Source organism: Flavobacterium faecale, from assembly GCF_003076455.1.
GTDB lineage: Bacteria > Bacteroidota > Bacteroidia > Flavobacteriales > Flavobacteriaceae > Flavobacterium > Flavobacterium faecale.
Map to the genome: position 1 here is coordinate 328,176 of NZ_CP020918.1, position 17,656 is coordinate 345,831.

General features: G+C 35.7%; 12 protein-coding genes and 1 tRNA gene. 2 read left to right on the forward strand and 11 right to left on the reverse strand.

Translation table 11 applies throughout. From position 1 onward, the window contains the following. Positions 1–271 precede the first annotated feature (271 nt). Positions 272–1,597: a trigger factor gene (locus FFWV33_RS01520; RefSeq protein WP_108739260.1), complete on the reverse strand. Its 1,326-nt coding sequence runs from the start codon at positions 1,595–1,597 to the stop codon at positions 272–274. Between the two features lie 347 nt (positions 1,598–1,944). On the opposite strand from FFWV33_RS01520, the gene FFWV33_RS01525 reads away from it, so the two are divergent. Further along, on the forward strand, positions 1,945–4,356 hold the full coding sequence (locus tag FFWV33_RS01525; RefSeq protein WP_108739261.1) for a GAF domain-containing sensor histidine kinase: 2,412 nt from the start codon (positions 1,945–1,947) through the stop codon (positions 4,354–4,356). Beyond that, positions 4,343–4,735, forward strand: a complete 393-nt coding sequence (locus FFWV33_RS01530; protein WP_108739262.1) for a response regulator — start codon at positions 4,343–4,345, stop codon at positions 4,733–4,735. Before FFWV33_RS01525 ends, FFWV33_RS01530 begins: the two co-directional genes overlap by 14 nt. Positions 4,736–4,791: 56 nt before the next feature. Here FFWV33_RS01530 and FFWV33_RS01535 read toward each other — a convergent pair whose 3' ends face one another. The 10 genes from FFWV33_RS01535 to FFWV33_RS19630 all read right to left on the reverse strand — a co-directional run bounded on the left by FFWV33_RS01535 (position 4,792) and on the right by FFWV33_RS19630 (position 17,654). Next, positions 4,792–5,595, reverse strand: a complete 804-nt coding sequence (locus FFWV33_RS01535) for an MOSC domain-containing protein (RefSeq protein ID WP_108739263.1) — start codon at positions 5,593–5,595, stop codon at positions 4,792–4,794. A 98-nt stretch (positions 5,596–5,693) separates the two neighbouring features. Beyond that, a tRNA-Glu gene (locus tag FFWV33_RS01540) sits at positions 5,694–5,765 on the reverse strand. A 209-nt stretch (positions 5,766–5,974) separates the two neighbouring features. Continuing rightward, a complete protein-coding gene (locus FFWV33_RS01545; protein ID WP_108739264.1) occupies positions 5,975–8,299 on the reverse strand; it encodes a multicopper oxidase domain-containing protein in 2,325 nt (774 codons plus the stop codon). Further along, positions 8,289–8,765, reverse strand: coding sequence for a DUF305 domain-containing protein (locus tag FFWV33_RS01550; protein ID WP_108739265.1), 477 nt, complete (start codon positions 8,763–8,765; stop codon positions 8,289–8,291). Before FFWV33_RS01550 ends, FFWV33_RS01545 begins: the two co-directional genes overlap by 11 nt. A gap of 17 nt (positions 8,766–8,782) precedes the next feature. Beyond that, positions 8,783–11,314 carry a heavy metal translocating P-type ATPase gene (locus FFWV33_RS01555; RefSeq protein ID WP_108739266.1) on the reverse strand — a complete coding sequence of 844 codons (2,532 nt, stop codon included), beginning with the start codon at positions 11,312–11,314 and terminating at the stop codon, positions 8,783–8,785. A gap of 86 nt (positions 11,315–11,400) precedes the next feature. Then, positions 11,401–11,961 (reverse strand): AraC family transcriptional regulator, encoded by a 561-nt coding sequence (locus FFWV33_RS01560; protein ID WP_108739267.1) that lies wholly within the window; start codon positions 11,959–11,961, stop codon positions 11,401–11,403. A gap of 54 nt (positions 11,962–12,015) precedes the next feature. Further along, positions 12,016–13,230: an efflux RND transporter periplasmic adaptor subunit gene (locus FFWV33_RS01565; protein ID WP_108739268.1), complete on the reverse strand. Its 1,215-nt coding sequence runs from the start codon at positions 13,228–13,230 to the stop codon at positions 12,016–12,018. Between the two features lie 2 nt (positions 13,231–13,232). Beyond that, entirely contained in the window at positions 13,233–14,477 is a 1,245-nt protein-coding gene (locus FFWV33_RS01570; RefSeq protein ID WP_245891614.1) for a heavy metal-binding domain-containing protein, read from the reverse strand. After that, entirely contained in the window at positions 14,477–15,730 is a 1,254-nt protein-coding gene (locus FFWV33_RS01575) for a TolC family protein (RefSeq protein ID WP_108739269.1), read from the reverse strand. The genes FFWV33_RS01570 and FFWV33_RS01575 overlap by 1 nt, the downstream gene beginning before the upstream one ends. Next, the gene (locus tag FFWV33_RS19630; RefSeq protein ID WP_108739270.1) at positions 15,717–17,654 is read right to left on the reverse strand and encodes an efflux RND transporter permease subunit; all 1,938 of its coding nucleotides are present in this window, start codon (positions 17,652–17,654) and stop codon (positions 15,717–15,719) included. The genes FFWV33_RS01575 and FFWV33_RS19630 overlap by 14 nt, the downstream gene beginning before the upstream one ends. Between the last annotated feature and the right edge of the window lie 2 nt (positions 17,655–17,656).

Below are 17,656 nucleotides of genomic sequence, written 5' to 3' on the forward strand. Positions count from 1 at the left end.
ATTGTGTAATTTATTGCAAAGGTCGTTCCGCTTTACAGATAATGTCAATATGTCGTATATTTTTTAGCCCAGATGGTAGTGGAAAGCTTTTTGAAATGGATGCCTATTTTTGTTGGTAAAAAAAAGCGACCAAAGGAAGCTCTTTTTTTGCCGTACAAAAAAGGCAGTAATGAAAAAACTTGTAACGAACAGCTGGAAAAGCTCCATAAAAATAAAAGAGCGCCAAAGAAAAACTTCTTATGACGCTCAAATATACTTAATTTTTTAGAAATTATTCTCCGTAAGACGCAGCAATAAATTCGTCATAAGTTACTTCTTTGATTGTTGGTTTTGCTTTTTCTTTGAAAACCTCCAATAACTTCTCAGCAACTACTTGCTCAGAAAGTCTTTTTACTTCGTCTTGGTTAGACAAAACTCTTGCAACGATTCCTTGAACTTCTTCGTCAGTTGGGTTTGTTTGACCAAATTGCGCCATTTGTTGACGGATATTTTTGGTTGTAAAAGTTTTTAAATCTTCAAAAGAAACTTTGATATCTGTTTGAGACATTGCTCTACCTTCGATCAATTGAAAACGCAATCCTTTTTCAGAACGCTCGTATTCAACTTCTGCTTCTTCTGGAGATAATTTTTTCTCTCCTACAGTTTGCAACCATTTTTTAAGGAAGGCAGCAGGTAAGTCAAACTTTGTGCTTTCGATTAAAAATTCAGTAACATCACCTAATAATTTTTGGTCTGCTTGTTGTGCAAATTGCGACTCAGCATCTTCTTTAATTTTAGCTTTCAACTCATCAAGAGAAGCTACAGTTCCTTCACCAAACAATTTATCAAACAATTCTTGGTTCAATTCTGCTGGCTCAGATGTAGTGATTTCTTCGATTGTGAAGTCAACATCAACTGCCAAATCATGTACGTTATCATGTGGTACTTTTAGGTAGTCCATCAATTGATGAGCATCTTCAAATAATCCACTAGTATTTACAGTAACTACGTCACCAACTTTTTTACCGATAAATTTATCTGCAGTTGCTTTGTCTTTGAAAGCAGACAATGCGATAGTAGTAGTATTTCCGATTCCTTCAGCTTCATTTGTAAAGATACCTCTCAAATCTACACCTTCAGAAACAGTTTCTTGAGGAACTGCAGTACCGAATTGTTTTTGAATACGCTCTACTTGTCCGTCGATTAATTTGTCATCAGCAGAAACTACATATTTTACGATTTGGTTTTCAGCTTCTAAGTCTAAAACGAAATTTGGTACTAAACCAATTTCGAATTCAAAAGTTAGTTCTTCTGCAGACCAGTCTAAATCTTCGTTAACTACAGGAAGTGGAGTACCTAAAAGATTCAATCTTTCTGACTGAATGAAACGTTCAAGAGCTAAATCAACAACTTTTTTGATTTCTTCTTTTTTGATCTCTCTTCCGTATTGTTTTTCAACAAGATCTTTAGGCACAGCACCTTTTCTAAATCCCTTAACTTGTGCCAATGGCATTTTTTCGTTGATTCTTTTGGTTATTTGACCTTTGTAATCCATGTGAACCACATTCATTACTATAGTTTCGCTTACTGCGTCTATTGCTACTCTTTTAATATCCATCTTCTTCTTTAATTTACATAATAAAATTGGGTGGCAAAATTATAAAATTTTTAGAACCCAAACAAGCTTTTTTATTTATTGGATGCCATCACATGATCATTACCCTAAAATGATAGCGCACTAATTATTAATGAATTAAACTAAAAATAATTTAAAGTACATAATTTAAATAAAAAAGACATAATCAACTCGTGTTTTTCACGGACTATTTGTCACTTTATCGGCTTAAGGACATAAGATGATAATATTTTAATAATTAATTTGTTATGCATTATAATAATCTTACTTTTATATCTGCTTTCTAAAGTAATTAAAAGTTTAGAGAGGAAAATACCGCAATAAAAAACATGAAAGAACCTACTACGCCACTGCATGAAGCTGAACGATTAAAAGAACTAGAATCCTATAAAATTATTGGAGAGCTCGAAAGTTCAGACTATGACTTTTTGACCCAAATGGCAGCTGAAATTTGTGGTACAAAAATCTCATTAATCAGTTTAATTACCGAGGATAAGCAGTGGTTTCTATCTCATCATGGGATTGACGCTAAAGAAACTCCAAGAGAACTGGCTTTTTGTGCACATGCCATAAATGAACCTGAGGAATTGTTTTTGGTAGAAGACGCAACGATTGATCATCGCTTTTTTGACAATCCGTTGGTGACAGGAGCTGCTCAAGTAATCTTTTATGCTGGTATGCCCTTGGTTACAGAAAAAGGTGTCCCGCTAGGAACTCTTTGCGTGATTAATGACAAACCACAAACCCTAAACAAAGACCAAGTCAAAAAAATGAGGTTGCTAAGCGCTCAAGTAATGAAATTACTTGAACTGCACAGACAAACCCTCACGCTCAAAAAGCAAAATATTGAATTACAAAAGGTTACTGAGCTATTCAAAGAAAGTCAACGGATTAATCATGTAGGTACTTGGGAACTTGACCTTACTACCAACGAAACAATTTGGACAGAGGAAGTTTTTAAAATTCATGAGGTTCCAATGAATTTTGATCACAATAAATCAAAAGCAGTTGAATTTTACCACCCAGAGGACCAACATATTATACTCGAAGCCATCACTAAAACGCTGGAGACAGAGGAACCTTATGATGTAATATGTCGCTTTGTTACAGCCAAAAATAATCATAAATGGGTGCGTGCTGCAGGCCGAATATGGAAAGAACCGGGGGAAAACCCAAAAATGATTGGTATTTTTCAAGATATTACTGAGCAAAAAAATACTGAAGATCAATTAAAAATAAGCGAAGAAGCCTTTAGAGGAAATTTTGAACACGGTGCCATCGGTATGGCATTACTAACCGAAAAGGGTAATTGGCTTAAAGTAAACAAGAAACTTTGCGACATACTGGGCTACCCTGAAGAAGAGTTTTTAAACCTATCCTTTCAAGACATAACACACCCTGAAGATGCAGCAACTGATCTATATTTACTAAAACAACTTATCCAAGGTAAACGTGACAATTACACGCTAGAGAAGCGTTACATTCATAAAAACGGTGCAATAGTACATATTATACTCGCCGTTTCTACTGTGAAAAACGAATTAAATAAAATACAATATTTTGTAGCTCAAATAGTTGACATAACCATAGCTAAGAATTTTGAATTAAAGCTATCAACGACATTATCCAATAAACAAGCTATTCTAGATGCAAATACGCAAGTAGCCATTATAGGTACAGATCTTAATGGTATTATTACTTTGTTTAATAAAGGAGCTGAACAAATGCTTGGTTACGATTCTAGCGAAGTAATTAATGTATGTAATACAAAAGCATTCCATCTAGAAAGTGAACTTAAAGAGTATTACGCACCAAAATTGCATAAATCTAAGAACGACATAAATAAGGATACTCCTTTTGGACAAAAAGTCCAAGTTGACCTACACCAAACTCATGAATGGACCTATGTACGTAAAGATAAAACGACGTTAACCGTTTTACTCTCGGTTACGCCAATTACACACGAGGGAGAAACTACTGGATACCTTGGCGTTGCCGCAGATATTACTGAGACTAAAAAAGCAGCACAAGAAACAGCAGCATTACTTGAAATAGCAGAGTCACAAAACGAACGTTTAAAGAACTTTGCTTATATCGTATCACATAATTTGCGCTCTCATTCTGGCGGAATTTCATCATTGATCGACTTAACAGAAGCGGAGTTTCCAACTTTTAGTGATACAGAAATTTTTGATTACCTAAAAAAATCATCACAAAACCTAACCGAAACTATACAACATTTGACTGAGGTAGTCCAAATTAACTTATCTGATAAGTCAAAGTTAAAACCTACCCTAATCAAACCATTTATTGAGAACACCTTTAACAGTCTAGTGATCCAAGCTCAAAATGCAAATTTCAAACTAATTAATAAGGTTTCAGATAGCATTGCAGTAAATGTAATTCCTGCCTATCTTGACAGTATAATTATGAATTTTGTGACCAATGCAATCAAATACAGTTCTCCTGAGAGAGATAGCTTTGTACAAGTTGAAACGGAACAGACGGAAAATTATGTCATACTTAAATTCATTGATAATGGACTCGGAATTAACCTAGAGAAACATGGCGACAAATTATTTGGAATGTACAAAACATTCCACAACCATCATGACTCTCGCGGAATTGGACTATTTATCACCAAAAATCAAGTCGAAGCGATGAACGGAAAAATTGAAGTTGAAAGCGAAATTAATAAAGGGACCACTTTTAAAATATATTTTGAACATGAAAAAAATTGATCAAGTCTGTATCATTGACGATGACCCTACTCATATATTTATAACAAAAAAATATGTTGAACTTTCAGGTCTGGTCGAAAATATCATGATTTACAAAAATGGCAAAGAAGCCTACGACCATCTAAAAGCTATTTTTACGGCCTCTGAAAAGTTGCCCGAAATAATCTTATTAGACCTTAATATGCCTATTTGGGATGGATGGCAGTTTCTAGAAGAGTTTATTAAAATTCCAATTAAGTCAAAAATTAATATTTTTATATTAACGAGTTCAGTAAGTGCAACTGACAAAATACAGGCTGAAAAATTTAACCTTAATGGAAATTACTTAGTTAAGCCTATTGCATTCAGCGAAATAAAAACGATTTTCAGCACGCTTTAACTTCGAAAAATGAGCTTTAGTTTTTATTCGATATAAAAAATCTAATGCTCATTTTATTACTCGAACATTATTTTCTCACCTACAGTGACCAAACCACTATCCTTGGCGATTAAATTTTGTCCGAAAATAACATTATTACCTTCCATTTTATATTTAGATAAGGTAGCGAGTGGTTCTTTACCTGAAACGATTCCTTTTTCTGGATCAACAGATATCATCACACAACGCCCACAAGGTTTAACTCCTTGAAATTGCTGATTACCTATAGTAAAATTCTTCCACCCTTCTTCCTCGTATGCAACACCACCCTGAAATACAAAATTGGGACGAAATCGCTGAATAGAAACGGGTTCTTTTAATCTAGAATTTAAATCATCCAATGATGATTGTCCAATTATTAAAAACGGATAACCATCTGATAACGAAGTAATATTATCCGACTCAATTGCATATCTAGGATCCACCTTTCTGTGACTCTCATCTGGCATGTACACTAGTCGAACCGAAAACCTTAAAATAGCCGAAAACCATTTAGCTATATTTTCATCTTCAACAATGGCCTGAACCTCATCTTCCCAAACCATACTCGATATAGCAGGTCCTTTTTTTGTATTCGAAAGTGATATTGTAACATTTGAGGCAGTTGATGGATGAGATACTTCTAAAAAACCATCCTTAATGGCTGTTTTAAACAAAACCATCTCTGGGAAATTTCGTTGTGTCACAAAAACACCAGCATCATCAACCAACATCCAACGACGGTCAAATTCAAGGCCGCGAGAGGTAACTTGAGATTGCTGCAATGAAATTCCGGCCAATGATTTTATTGGATAAATCCAAATCTGAGAGAGCTGAAGCATAACTGTTCATTTTTTTTCAAAACTACAAAAAACCTTCATTGAAGCCCATAAAAAAAGCCTCGAAAAATTTCTTTTTCGAGGCTTAGCCTTTTGAATTGTAGCCCGTAGCGGAATCGAACCGCTCTTACATGGATGAAAACCATGCGTCCTAACCGATAGACGAACGGGCCATTATTTCTTGTTGCGGTTGCAAAAGTAGTACTATTTTTGAGATTTGCAAAGACTAAACCTCAAAACACCGCTATTTCTTATAACCAACCGAGCGATATATTTTATAACCATTTCATAACTAGTACTTACCAGTTAAAAAAAGAAGGAAATATTTTTTAAGGATTTGTTTCTTTTTCTATATTAGCATAACCCTACCTAAGAAAACCCCTTAATAATTAACATTTACTCCAAAACCAAATCCCATATCACTATCATAATGAGTAGTTACACCTATGTTTTTCCCAACGATATATTTGAGACCTCCCATATATTCTTTGTCGGTGTTTACCATTAATGCCATTCTTAGCCTTTTGGTTAGCGGAATATCTTCACGCATCAACTGCAACCTTACATTTCCGTCATGAAAAATCTCCGTTTGAAAAACAACTAGCATGGGTAAAGTATAATTAAACCCCAAACTAGCCTGAATGCGTTTGTCTTTCGTACTGGTTTGATTAAAAATCGTTCTCTCCACTTCATTATGCCCTAATTTTCTATATCGAGCATCCAATCCGATGAAAGGCATAAACCATTGATTTTTACCAATGTATCGACCAATGTGTGTTTCTGACTCGTAACCGTGTTCATCATGATATCCCAAACGCCATTCGGTTCCAAAACTCCAACGTGCATTTTGCAACATGGCTTGCCCATCATTACCATTGCTAGCAAAATCATTTTCTACCATAACATGTAGCTGATCACTCTCTGACTGCAACTTTTTATATGCCTCTTTTTTATTAGGTATTAATGGATTCGGAGCAGAATTCTCATAGCTAAAAACCCTGTTCATTCCCGCCATCATGTGATACAAAATATGACAATGAAAAAACCAGTCGCCATCAGCATTTGCTTCAAATTCTATGACATCAGTTTCCATTGGCATAATATCAAGAACATTTTTTAATGGAGCATAATCCCCTTTGCCGTTCAACACTCTAAAATCATGACCATGAAGATGCATTGGATGGCGCATCATCGAATTGTTATATAATGTAATGCGAACAATTTCGCCCTTCTTGATTAAAATTTTGTCGCTTTCTGAGAGTACTTTATTATCCATACTCCAAACATAACGATTCATATTACCTGTCAATTCAAATCGAAGCTCGCGAGTCCCTCCATCCCCAGAAGACGGAGTGGGTAACGTGGTAACTGTTGGCGATTTTAGCATGCCATAGTTCAAAGTAACTATTTTAGCCTTTTTCGAATTCATGTCCATTTTTGAATGATCCATCTTCATAGTATTCGTTTCTGTTGTTTTACCATCAGTTTTTTTCATGGCCTCGTGATCCATTTTCGAATGATCCATTTTCATACTACTCATCTGCTCCCCTGCTTTCGACTGGTTCATGGAGGACTCTGGATACATGACAGCATTCATATCCATTTGTTGCATGCTCATTTCCATTCCCATATCATCCATGGTACCGTCCATGTTCATCATGTTATTCATCATTTTCATCCCTTCAAAATACTTTAATTTCGGTAGAAGATCGGCTGCCTTTTTCGTTCCTTCTCCAATGTAAATTGCAGTAGATTTGGTTCTATCTTCTGGAGTTGCTAAAAACGCATAGGAAGTATCTTTTTCTGGAACAGTCACAATCACATCATACGTTTCAGAAACACCAACAATTAATCTATCCACTTCAACTGGATCTACATCATTTCCGTCATTAGCCACGACTGTCATTTTTCCGCCACCGTAGGTTAGCCAAAAATAGGACGACGCTCCACCATTTGAAATTCGTAAACGTACTTTATCACCTGCTTTAAATTCTGACAACTGACTTTCCGTTTTTCCATTGATCAAAAACTTGTCATAATACACATCGCTAACATCCATTGCTAGCATTCGTTTCCACTCGTTGATTATTTTTGTCTTAAAGTGCCCCGCTTTTATCGCTTCAGCATAACTTTGAGTGGTACCTTTTTTTATTGCAAACCAATCTGAAGCGTTGTGTAACATCCTATGCACGTTTTCAGGTTTGTAATCCGTCCATTCGCTTAAAATAATAGGAACTTGTGGAAGATCATCAATTCCTTTTCGAAAGGTTGAGTCGTCTGATTTTTTCTTTAAAATCAAAGAACCATACATTCCTATTTGTTCTTGCAAACCACTATGACTGTGGTACCAATGCGTACCCGATTGAATTATAGGAAAACGATACACGTGCTCGGTTCTTGGTTTTATAGGCATTTGTGTCATATAAGGAACACCATCTTCTTTATTGGGCACAAACAAGCCGTGCCAATGCAGAGAGGTTCCTTCTTTCAGTTCATTGTACACATGAATTTCGGCAATATCCCCTTCGGTAAAAGTTAAGGTTGGCATTGGAATTTGTCCATTTACTGCGATCGCTTTTTTTGGTTTCCCTGTAAAATTGACTACTGTATCCCTAACATACAAATCATACCGAACTACCTTTTGAGCAGTAATTTTAGTTGAAACAAATACTAGTAAAACCAATAGCATTAAAGTATTATTTTTCATTTTCTAACCTTTTTATCATCAATTTCATTTCTTCTATTTCCTTCTTCTGAGCTTTTATAATATTATTCGCTAGCTTCTTAACCTCTGGATCTTTGACATCTGCTCTTTCACTAGTCAATATGGCAATAGAATGGTGTGGTATCATCCCTTTTAACCACAAAACATCACCAATAATTGGTTTTTGAGTTCGAACAAGAAATAAAGCCGAACTAAAAAGAAGTACACTCCCCAGAAATATCGCTGTATTTTTCTTCTTGTTTTTATACATTCCCATCATCATCATCAACATGATCACTGCCATTGCAGATATCCCGAGACAGCTCATGTAGAACCTAGTAAGACTAAAATATACATGGTCTATCGAATAAGTATTCAAGTACATTGTGATATACATTGCTACGAATGATAGGCCTAACATTACAAAGAATCTGCTGTAATTTTTATTATTCATATTATTATTTTCCATAGTACTATGATTTAAGATTAAATTTTTAAATTTCGTAATCTAAGCGCATTTGCAATTACCGAAACAGAACTAAAACTCATTGCCAAGGCAGCAATCATTGGTGAAAGCAATATTCCAAAGAAAGGATACAATACTCCTGCCGCAATTGGGATTCCGATTACGTTATAAAAGAAGGCGAAAAATAAATTTTGATTGATATTTTTCATCACGGCATGACTTAGTTTTTTAGCTTTTACAATTCCTTGTAAATCTCCTTTCACCAAGGTTATTTTGGCACTTTCAATTGCCGCATCTGTCCCCGTTCCCATTGCTATTCCTACATTGGCTTGAGCCAAAGCGGGTGAATCATTAATTCCGTCCCCTGCCATTGCTATAATTTTGCCTTCGGTTTGCAAACGTTTAATTTCATTAAGTTTATCCTGAGGCAAACAACCTGCTATAAACGAAGTCAAATGCAGTTCATCGGCCACAGCCTTAGCGGTGTTTTCATTATCACCAGTAAGCATAATGACCTCAATTCCTTGCGCCATCAACTCTTTGATCGCATTGGCACTTGTAGCTTTTATAGCATCTTTAATCGTTACATAACCTACCGCTAAGCCATCTACAGCAATGTAAGAAACTGTTTTCCCTAGTTTTTGCTCCGCTATGATTTGGTTTTCAAGTTTAACGTCAACTTGAGCATTCACTTGATCCATTAGTTTTTTATTTCCTAATGCTACTTTTTTACCCGCTACAGTTCCTACCACTCCTTTTCCTGTTATGGAATCAAAATCGTTAACTTCGTTTAAAACGATATTTTTCGCTTTCGCAAAATTGACTACGGCTTGCGCCAAAGGATGTTCGCTATATTGATTTACCGAAGCAATCAATTGAAGCAAATCCTGCTCATTATTATATACAGCCACCACTTTTTCTACTGAAGGTTTCCCCTCTGTAATTGTTCCTGTTTTATCTGTAATCAATACATTTACTTTGTTCATTACCTCTAAGGCTTCGGCATTTTTTATCAAAACACCTGACTGCGCTCCTTTACCAACTCCTACCATAACCGACATGGGAGTCGCTAATCCCAAAGCACAAGGACAAGCAATAATCAACACCGCAATCGCATTGATAAAACCATACACTAATGCCGGTTCTGGACCATAAATTGCCCAAACAAAAAAGGTAATTATAGAAACACTAACAACGATAGGCACAAAATACTTCGCGATGCTATCTGCTAGTTTTTGGATAGGCGCTCTAGATCGACTTGCATCAGTAACCATTTGTACAATTTGCGCCAACAAGGTATCTGAACCAACTTTTTCGGCCACCATTACAAACGATTTTGTTCCATTGATAGTTCCTGAGACCACCTCATCATCAACCACTTTATCAACCGGAATAGGTTCTCCAGAAATCATTGATTCATCAATAGTACTTTCTCCTTGCGTGATTTTTCCATCTACCGGAATTTTATCTCCTGGCTTGACACGTAACAAATCACCTTTTTTAATGTCATGAATCGAAATGATTTTATCTACTCCATCCATCACCAATGTGGCTTGAGTAGGAGCTAATTTCAACAATTCTTTTATTGCTCCACTAGTTTTACTGTGCGCTTTTGCTTCTAACAACTGTCCCAATAATACTAAAGTCAAAATTACTGTGGCTGCTTCAAAGTACAAATGAACACTCCCTGTTTCCGTTTTAAATTCTGCTGGAAATAGTGCTGGAAAAAACAACCCAAAAACACTAAATAAAAATGCTACTCCAGAACCAATTCCGATCAGGGTAAACATGTTTAGATTCCACGTTAAAACCGATTTATAGGCACGGACAAAAAACATACTACAGGCATAAAAGACCACGGGAAGCGATAAGGCAAATTGTACCCAATTCCAACTTTCCATGCTCATGACTTTCATCAAAGGATTATTCGGAATCATATCTGACATGGCAATGATAAAAATAGGCAAGGTAAAAAATAGTGCTATTTTCATTTTACGCCATAATTCATTGTAGGTTTTATTGTCATCGCTTTCTTTTGGCTCCATTGGCACTAAATCCATTCCGCAAATAGGACAATCACCGGGATGATCTTGAATGATCTCTGGATGCATTGGGCAAGTATATTCGACCTTTCGATTTACAATCGGCTGTTGTACCAGATCCATTCCGCATACGGGACAATCTCCTGCTTCATCATAAACTTTATCTCCCTCGCAGTGCATTGGACAATAAAACTTACCTGCTTCTACGGCCTGAGATTGAATTTTACTATGGTCGTGATTATGTGACGCCGAAGATGCGCAACATGATTTCTTTTTAACTTCAGGAACACTAGCTTCTTTGTCACCTTCCATTCGAATAGTATAATTACCCAAGCCCGCTAGTACGGTCGCAAAAGCGGTGGTTTCAATGTGATTATCCATGGTGATCACAGCTTCTTTTTTCTCAAGTGAGATATTAGCCTGAACACCTTCTATTTCGTTCAATGCTTTTTCTACTTTTTTACGGCAGCCATCGCAGGACATTCCGTCAATTATATAGGTATGTTTCATAATGTGGCTTTTTGAATATTACAATACAAAGATCCTACTATTACACCTCATCATTGTTACACAATTATGGAAGACATTTGCATCATTTATAAAGCATCAATTTGCTTGCGGTGATTATCTTTCAATTTCTTGAAATGGGTTGGAGTCATACCCGTTACTTTCTTAAATTGATTACTCAAATGAGCCACATTGCTGTAGTTTAACTGCAATGCAATTTGGCTTAAACTCAATTCGTCATAAATCAATAACTCTTTGGCTTTTTCGATTTTTTGAGCTATAAAATAATGTTCGATAGTAATGCCTTCCTCTTCTGAAAAAAGCTTACTCAATGCACTGTAATCTTGGTGTAGTTCAGTAGCTAAAAACTCAGAGAAATTGACTTTTAGTTTTTCATTTTGATAGTGCACTAAATCAATGATGAGGTTTTTTATTTTCTCAATAGTTTTACTAATTTTATCTTCTAATAATTCAAAACCAAGTTCCTTAAGAGCCACTGCTAACGACTGTTTTTCTTCGCTGGTTAATTCCCGCGAAAGAATTACTTCGCCTAAATTTACCGAAACTACAGCAAGCGACATTTTTTCTAAGACTGTCTTTACAGCGGCCTCACAACGACCGCAAACCATATTTTTTATATATAATTTCATTTAAACTTTATTATTTAAGAAAATATTGAAATCAAAATCACTATAAATACCAACCTACATTTTCATTCCCGCCATAGGATCTTTTCCTTTTCGGAATTCGTATTCGCTATTAACAGCATAAACACCGGTAATTACAATCTTTTTATTGGTATCTATTGTTGATGTAATTTCGATCATGCCATTAGACTCCAATCCTGTAGTTACCTTTAAGTTTTCAAAAACACCATGACTTTTTTCGACCCATATAAAAGTAACTTTTTCATCTCGAACAACAGCATCAATAGGAACAAAAATCCCTTTTTGATTGGATTGTGTTACCTGAACATTTGCCTGCATTCCGGGTTTTAAAAGCAAGCCTGGATTGGCTACTTCTAACTGAATCAATAGCAATCGTGTATCTGGATTAATCTCTGGATTGATAAAAGAAATTGTCGCTTGTACCGACTTGGATGGGAAATCTACAAATGAAATCGTTGCCGTTTGACCCAATCGCAAACTTTTGGCATAGTTGACATTTACTTGGGTTTCCAACCAAAGTGTGTTAAGGTTTGCGACTTTAATGATTGGGGCACCTTCCATGACATAACTTCCTTCAGTAGCCGTGATTTCGGATATTGTTCCGCTGTAGCTGCTATAAAAAGTAGTATACGGAGAGACTTCTTTGCTTTTTTTAACTGCCTCAATTTGTGCGTTTGATAATCCGTAAAACAAAAGCTTTTGCTTGGCCGCTGCCACCATCGTTTTGGCATTTTTTCCAAAATCTCCCGGCATTGCGAGTTGACTATAAGCCGAAACATAATCTTGTTTCGCTATTGCTATCGGCTCACTATACAATTGATAAATTGCTTGTCCTTTTTGAATAAAATCACCTTCGGTTTTAAAATATAATTTTTCAATTCGCCCCCCTGCTCTTGCCGAAATACTTTTTACTCCTTCTGGATTTACCGTCAAAACTCCAGTATAATCTCCTTGTTGACTTTGTTGTGACGTTCCAATAAAAGCTGTGCTGATATTCCCCAATTTAATTTGTTGGTCACTTAACGAAATCGAATTATAAGCCCCATTGTCTTTTTTTGCAGGCGTTAAATCCATGTGGCAAATAGGGCATTTCCCTGGCTTATCTTCTTTAATTTGAGGATCCATCGAACAAGTATAATAGATACTTTCTTTGAACTCACGAGTTTCGTGTTTATCTTCATTTTTAGAATTACATCCCAAAACGAATATAAAACCAATTATTAAAAAACAAATTTTATGTAGCTGTTTCATCGTTATTTCGTTTTTATAAAGCTTCCGCTATCAATTAAATACTGTGCATTTTGCGCTAAGCGATCTCCTACTACAACTCCGTCTAGCACTTGTAAAAAACCATTTATCTCTAATCCTGTCGTTATTTTAATAGCCTGAAAACCTTCGCCTTTTTTTACAAAAACCACTTTTTTATTTCCTAAACTAACCAATGATTCTTTTTGCAACCACAACCCTTTTTGGGGGTTGGTCTCCATTGATCCTTCAAGACGCAAACCAATAGGATATTTTAGTTTTTCATTATCGAGATACACTCTAATTCGGTTCGTTTTTTCTTTTGGATCTAATTGTGTTTCCACAAAATTTACTTTGGCATTCACCACTTCATTAGCGTCTAATTCTGATTTAATCTGAATCGACTGATTAATCTTCACAAGACTATTGTAACCTTGGATAACATTAAAAACAGCCCAAACTTTTTCAGTATTTACTAGTTTAAACACTACAGCACCCTTAGTTACATAATCGCCTTCTTTTAAACGCAACACTTCCGTAGCGCTGGTTTGTTGACGGGTTTGATTTTGCGAATCACTATTTTCAGTACCATCTACAATTCCGTTTGCAGGACTATAAATTGAAACTACTGGATTTAATTTTTTGGCTGTAGCCAAAGCATTTACTTGACTAGTACTCATTCCGTAAAGCAACAGTTTTTGTTTTACTGCCTTAATTATAGTAGCGTTTTGCGCATCATTTGCAATCAAATAAATAAAATTTTGCTGCTCTGTTTGCAACTCAGGACTATATAAATCAAATAGTTTTTGTCCTTTTGTAACCCTTTGAAATTTACGATGCACATACATTTTCTCGATTCTCCCGCTAATTCTTGCGGCGACATTCACACTTGAATTTGGATTATAAGTCACCGTTCCAGGTAAATTTACAGTACTTGCGATAACGGTATCTTTGACGGTTGTTGTTTCAAAATCGCCAACAACAAAACCATTGGCAGGCTGTAACAAAGCAGCAATAGCATTGCTATCTACTGGTTGATCCTCCGTAACTTTCTGAATTAAATCCATTCCGCAAATAGGACATTTCCCTGGTTCGTGTTTTATAATTTGAGGATGCATTGAGCAGGTGTAAATTTCTTCGTTATGACTGTGAGTTCCATGCTCATTTGAGTTTGAAACAAAATAATACACGCCAAAGCCAACCAATGCAATTAGTACAATCAACAAACTATATTTAAAATATTTATTTCTCATTATTTTGTTTCTAATTGTTTTTCTATTGCGACTTGTGTGCTTAAAATAGCTTGTAATTTATCTAACTTATCCAGTTGCGCCATATTCAACGCTTCCCAAGAATCTAAGGCTACAAATAATTCTCCTGTATTATTTTGCCAAGCTAAAATTGCAGTATCATAGTTTCTTTTTAAAGCGGGAATGATGCTTTTATCACTAATATCATATTGTTTGTGCAAGTTGATCAATGCCCTTTGCAAGCCCGAAAGCATTCCGGTTGCTTCATTTAAAATCATTTGCTTTTGCCATTCTAAACTTTCGTTTTTTATCTGGATGCTATTGATGGTTGCTTTATTAGATTTGGTAGACCAAGGCATCGGAATAGAAACCATTCCCATCAAAGAAAATTGTTGTGGCCTGTCACCAAAAGCAAACATATGATCGTATTTCACACCAAATTCAGGTTTCATTTTTGACTTTTCGATCGCGATTTTTAGTCCGTTTAGCTCCTTTGTTTTTTCAATAGCTTTTATATCGCTACGACTCTCAGAAAGTGAGATTGAATCGATCACTACAGCATTAAAATCTTTTAGATCTGCTACTAAATCAATTTCAAAAACAGTGTTTTTATCACTAGCCATCAAAGTATTTAGCAGGAACCTTCTTTGTGCTATCTCATTTTGCAACGTAACTATTTCGCTTTGCAAACTGCTGTATTGTGATTTTGCTTTGTAATAAGTTGCGAGTTTATCACTGTTGTATTTATAGCGTATTTCGATACTTTTAATCATGTATTCTAAAAGCAATAAATTCTCGTTGGCGATTTTTGTTTTTTTATCTAAAATTCCCCATTGGTAATAATTGGTTTTAGCCAAAGCATTCAATTCATTAATGGTATAATTTTTATTTTCTACCTCAACCGAAGACAACGCATTTGCATAATCCGCATCGGCTTTTAGCTTGGAAGCATTCGGAATCATCTGTGTAACTCCAACCATATAGGCACCCATTCCAGGATTCATGCCGTCTGCTTTCCACATACTAGTAGCATAAGGCGTCATGAACAAACCCGTATTAAGCTGTGGAGCAGACCAACTTCTAGCACCTTTTGCGGAGGCATCCATACTCTGAATTTCGGCATCATACATTTTCAGTTGTGGATTGTTTGTTTTTATTATTTCCAAAACCTGCTCTAATGACATCGTTTGTGCTTTTGCGAAAGCAGAAGACAAAATCAAACAACTAATCAAGATATATTTTTTAATGTTTTGCATCGATAAGATCTATTTTGCCTTTTGTTTTTAGCTCGTGTAATTTTGACATTTCAAAAACAACTGGCGTTACTAATAATACATAAATAATGGATGTGATCGTACCACCAATTAACGGAACTGTAATAGGAATCATCACATCTGCACCTGTTCCCGTGGACCATAGAATAGGAATTAATCCAAAAAGAGCAACAAATACAGTCATTAATTTGGGACGCAATCGCTTAGCAGAACCTTCAATAACATATTCTCTTATAATATCTTCATTGATTGTCTCAGCAGTATTCCCGTGTTTCGCAACCATTTTCATCATGGCTTCATTAAGATAAATAGTCATCAACATTGCTGTTTCTATCGCCATCCCGAATAAAGCAATAAAACCTACTGCAACGGCAACTGATAAATTTATACCGTAGAAATACACCATAAAAACGCCGCCAATTAATGCAAACGGAACAGTAATCATGGTTATCATTGCTTCTTTCATCGAATTGTATGTAAAGTATAAAATCAAGAAAATGATACAAATCACAATAGGTAAAATCAAACTCAAGGTTTTATTTGCCCGAAGTTGGTTTTCCCATTGTCCACTCCATTCTACATAATAGCCTTTGGGCATTTTGGTCATCATCGCATTCAATTTATCTTGCGCTTCTTTTACGGTACTACCTAAATCACGATCCCTAACATTAAATAGCACGCTCCCTCTAAGCATAGCATTTTCGCTATTAATCATAGGAGGACCGTCCGAAATTTTAATATCTGCCACAGTTTCTAGCGGAATAGGACCAAAATCCATTGTTTGAACCTGCAATTTCTTCAATCCGTTAAGGCTACTTCTATATTCTTGAGCATAACGCGCATTGACTGAAAAACGTTGTCGCCCTTCAATTGTAGTTGTCAAAGTCATTCCACCAATCGCCGCTTCGACTACAGTATTAATATCGTCAACACTGAGACCATAACGGCCAATCACTCCTCTTTTGGCTGAAATATCAATGTACTTTCCGCCTGTAATAGGTTCTGCAAACAAATCTTTTACGCCTTCCGTCCCTACTAATGCTCGTTTAATTTTTTGAGACAAAGCATCAATTGTATCCAGATTAGCACCATAGACTTTGATTCCCACATCTGTCCTGATACCAGTAGAAAGCATATTGATTCGATTAATAATAGGTTGTGTAAATCCATTGGTCACACCCGGAATTTGAAGTTTATTGTTAATTTCAGTAATAATTTCACTTTTTGTGATGCCAGCTCGCCATTCATTATGAGGCTTTAGTAACACAATAGTTTCAATCATACTAATCGGACTATTGTCTGTAGCGGTATTTGCTCTTCCTGCTTTTCCTAAAACATGTGTCACCTCTGGAATTGATTTTATCAATTTATCCTGAACCTGTAATATTCGTTTGATTTCTGAATTAGAAACATCCGGCAAAGTTACTGGCATAAACAAAATCGAACCTTCATCTAAAGGCGGCATAAACTCTGATCCTAATCTCGTAAACATTAATCCCCCAATTAGCAAAGCAACAATATTGACGGCCAAAACTGTTTTTCGCCACTTTAAACAAAAAATTAAAACTGGCGTATACAGTGTTTCTAGTTTTCTATTAATAGGGTTTTTAGACTCTGGTCGCAATTTTCCTTTTAGCAAATAACTAATTAAAACGGGGGTTAAGGTAATTGCCAAAAACGCATCTACTATTAGAATAAAAGATTTAGTCCATGCCAAAGGGCTGAACAATTTACCTTCCATTCCTGTTAACAAAAAGACAGGCAAGAAAGAGGCAATGACAATTAATGTCGAATAAAAAACACCTGGACCAACTAACTTTGAAGAATCTGAAATAAGCTTCATTCTTTCTTCCGAAGACAAAGGGTCGTGTTCTTTTTTAAATATTTTTTTTAATAAATTTTTCATTG

Bases quoted from the DNA above. Each gene is read 5' to 3' on its own strand.
- FFWV33_RS01555 (WP_108739266.1), bottom strand. From the start codon at position 11,314: ATGAAACATACCTATATAATTGACGGAATGTCCTGCGATGGCTGCCGT.
- FFWV33_RS19630 (WP_108739270.1), bottom strand. From the start codon at position 17,654: ATGAAAAATTTATTAAAAAAAATATTTAAAAAAGAACACGACCCTTTG.
- FFWV33_RS01530 (WP_108739262.1), top strand. From the start codon at position 4,343: ATGAAAAAAATTGATCAAGTCTGTATCATTGACGATGACCCTACTCAT.
- FFWV33_RS01535 (WP_108739263.1), bottom strand. From the start codon at position 5,595: ATGCTTCAGCTCTCTCAGATTTGGATTTATCCAATAAAATCATTGGCC.
- FFWV33_RS01570 (WP_245891614.1), bottom strand. From the start codon at position 14,477: ATGAGAAATAAATATTTTAAATATAGTTTGTTGATTGTACTAATTGCA.
- FFWV33_RS01550 (WP_108739265.1), bottom strand. From the start codon at position 8,765: ATGGAAAATAATAATATGAATAATAAAAATTACAGCAGATTCTTTGTA.
- FFWV33_RS01575 (WP_108739269.1), bottom strand. From the start codon at position 15,730: ATGCAAAACATTAAAAAATATATCTTGATTAGTTGTTTGATTTTGTCT.
- FFWV33_RS01565 (WP_108739268.1), bottom strand. From the start codon at position 13,230: ATGAAACAGCTACATAAAATTTGTTTTTTAATAATTGGTTTTATATTC.
- FFWV33_RS01560 (WP_108739267.1), bottom strand. From the start codon at position 11,961: ATGAAATTATATATAAAAAATATGGTTTGCGGTCGTTGTGAGGCCGCT.
- FFWV33_RS01525 (WP_108739261.1), top strand. From the start codon at position 1,945: ATGAAAGAACCTACTACGCCACTGCATGAAGCTGAACGATTAAAAGAA.
- FFWV33_RS01520 (WP_108739260.1), bottom strand. From the start codon at position 1,597: ATGGATATTAAAAGAGTAGCAATAGACGCAGTAAGCGAAACTATAGTA.
- FFWV33_RS01545 (WP_108739264.1), bottom strand. From the start codon at position 8,299: ATGAAAAATAATACTTTAATGCTATTGGTTTTACTAGTATTTGTTTCA.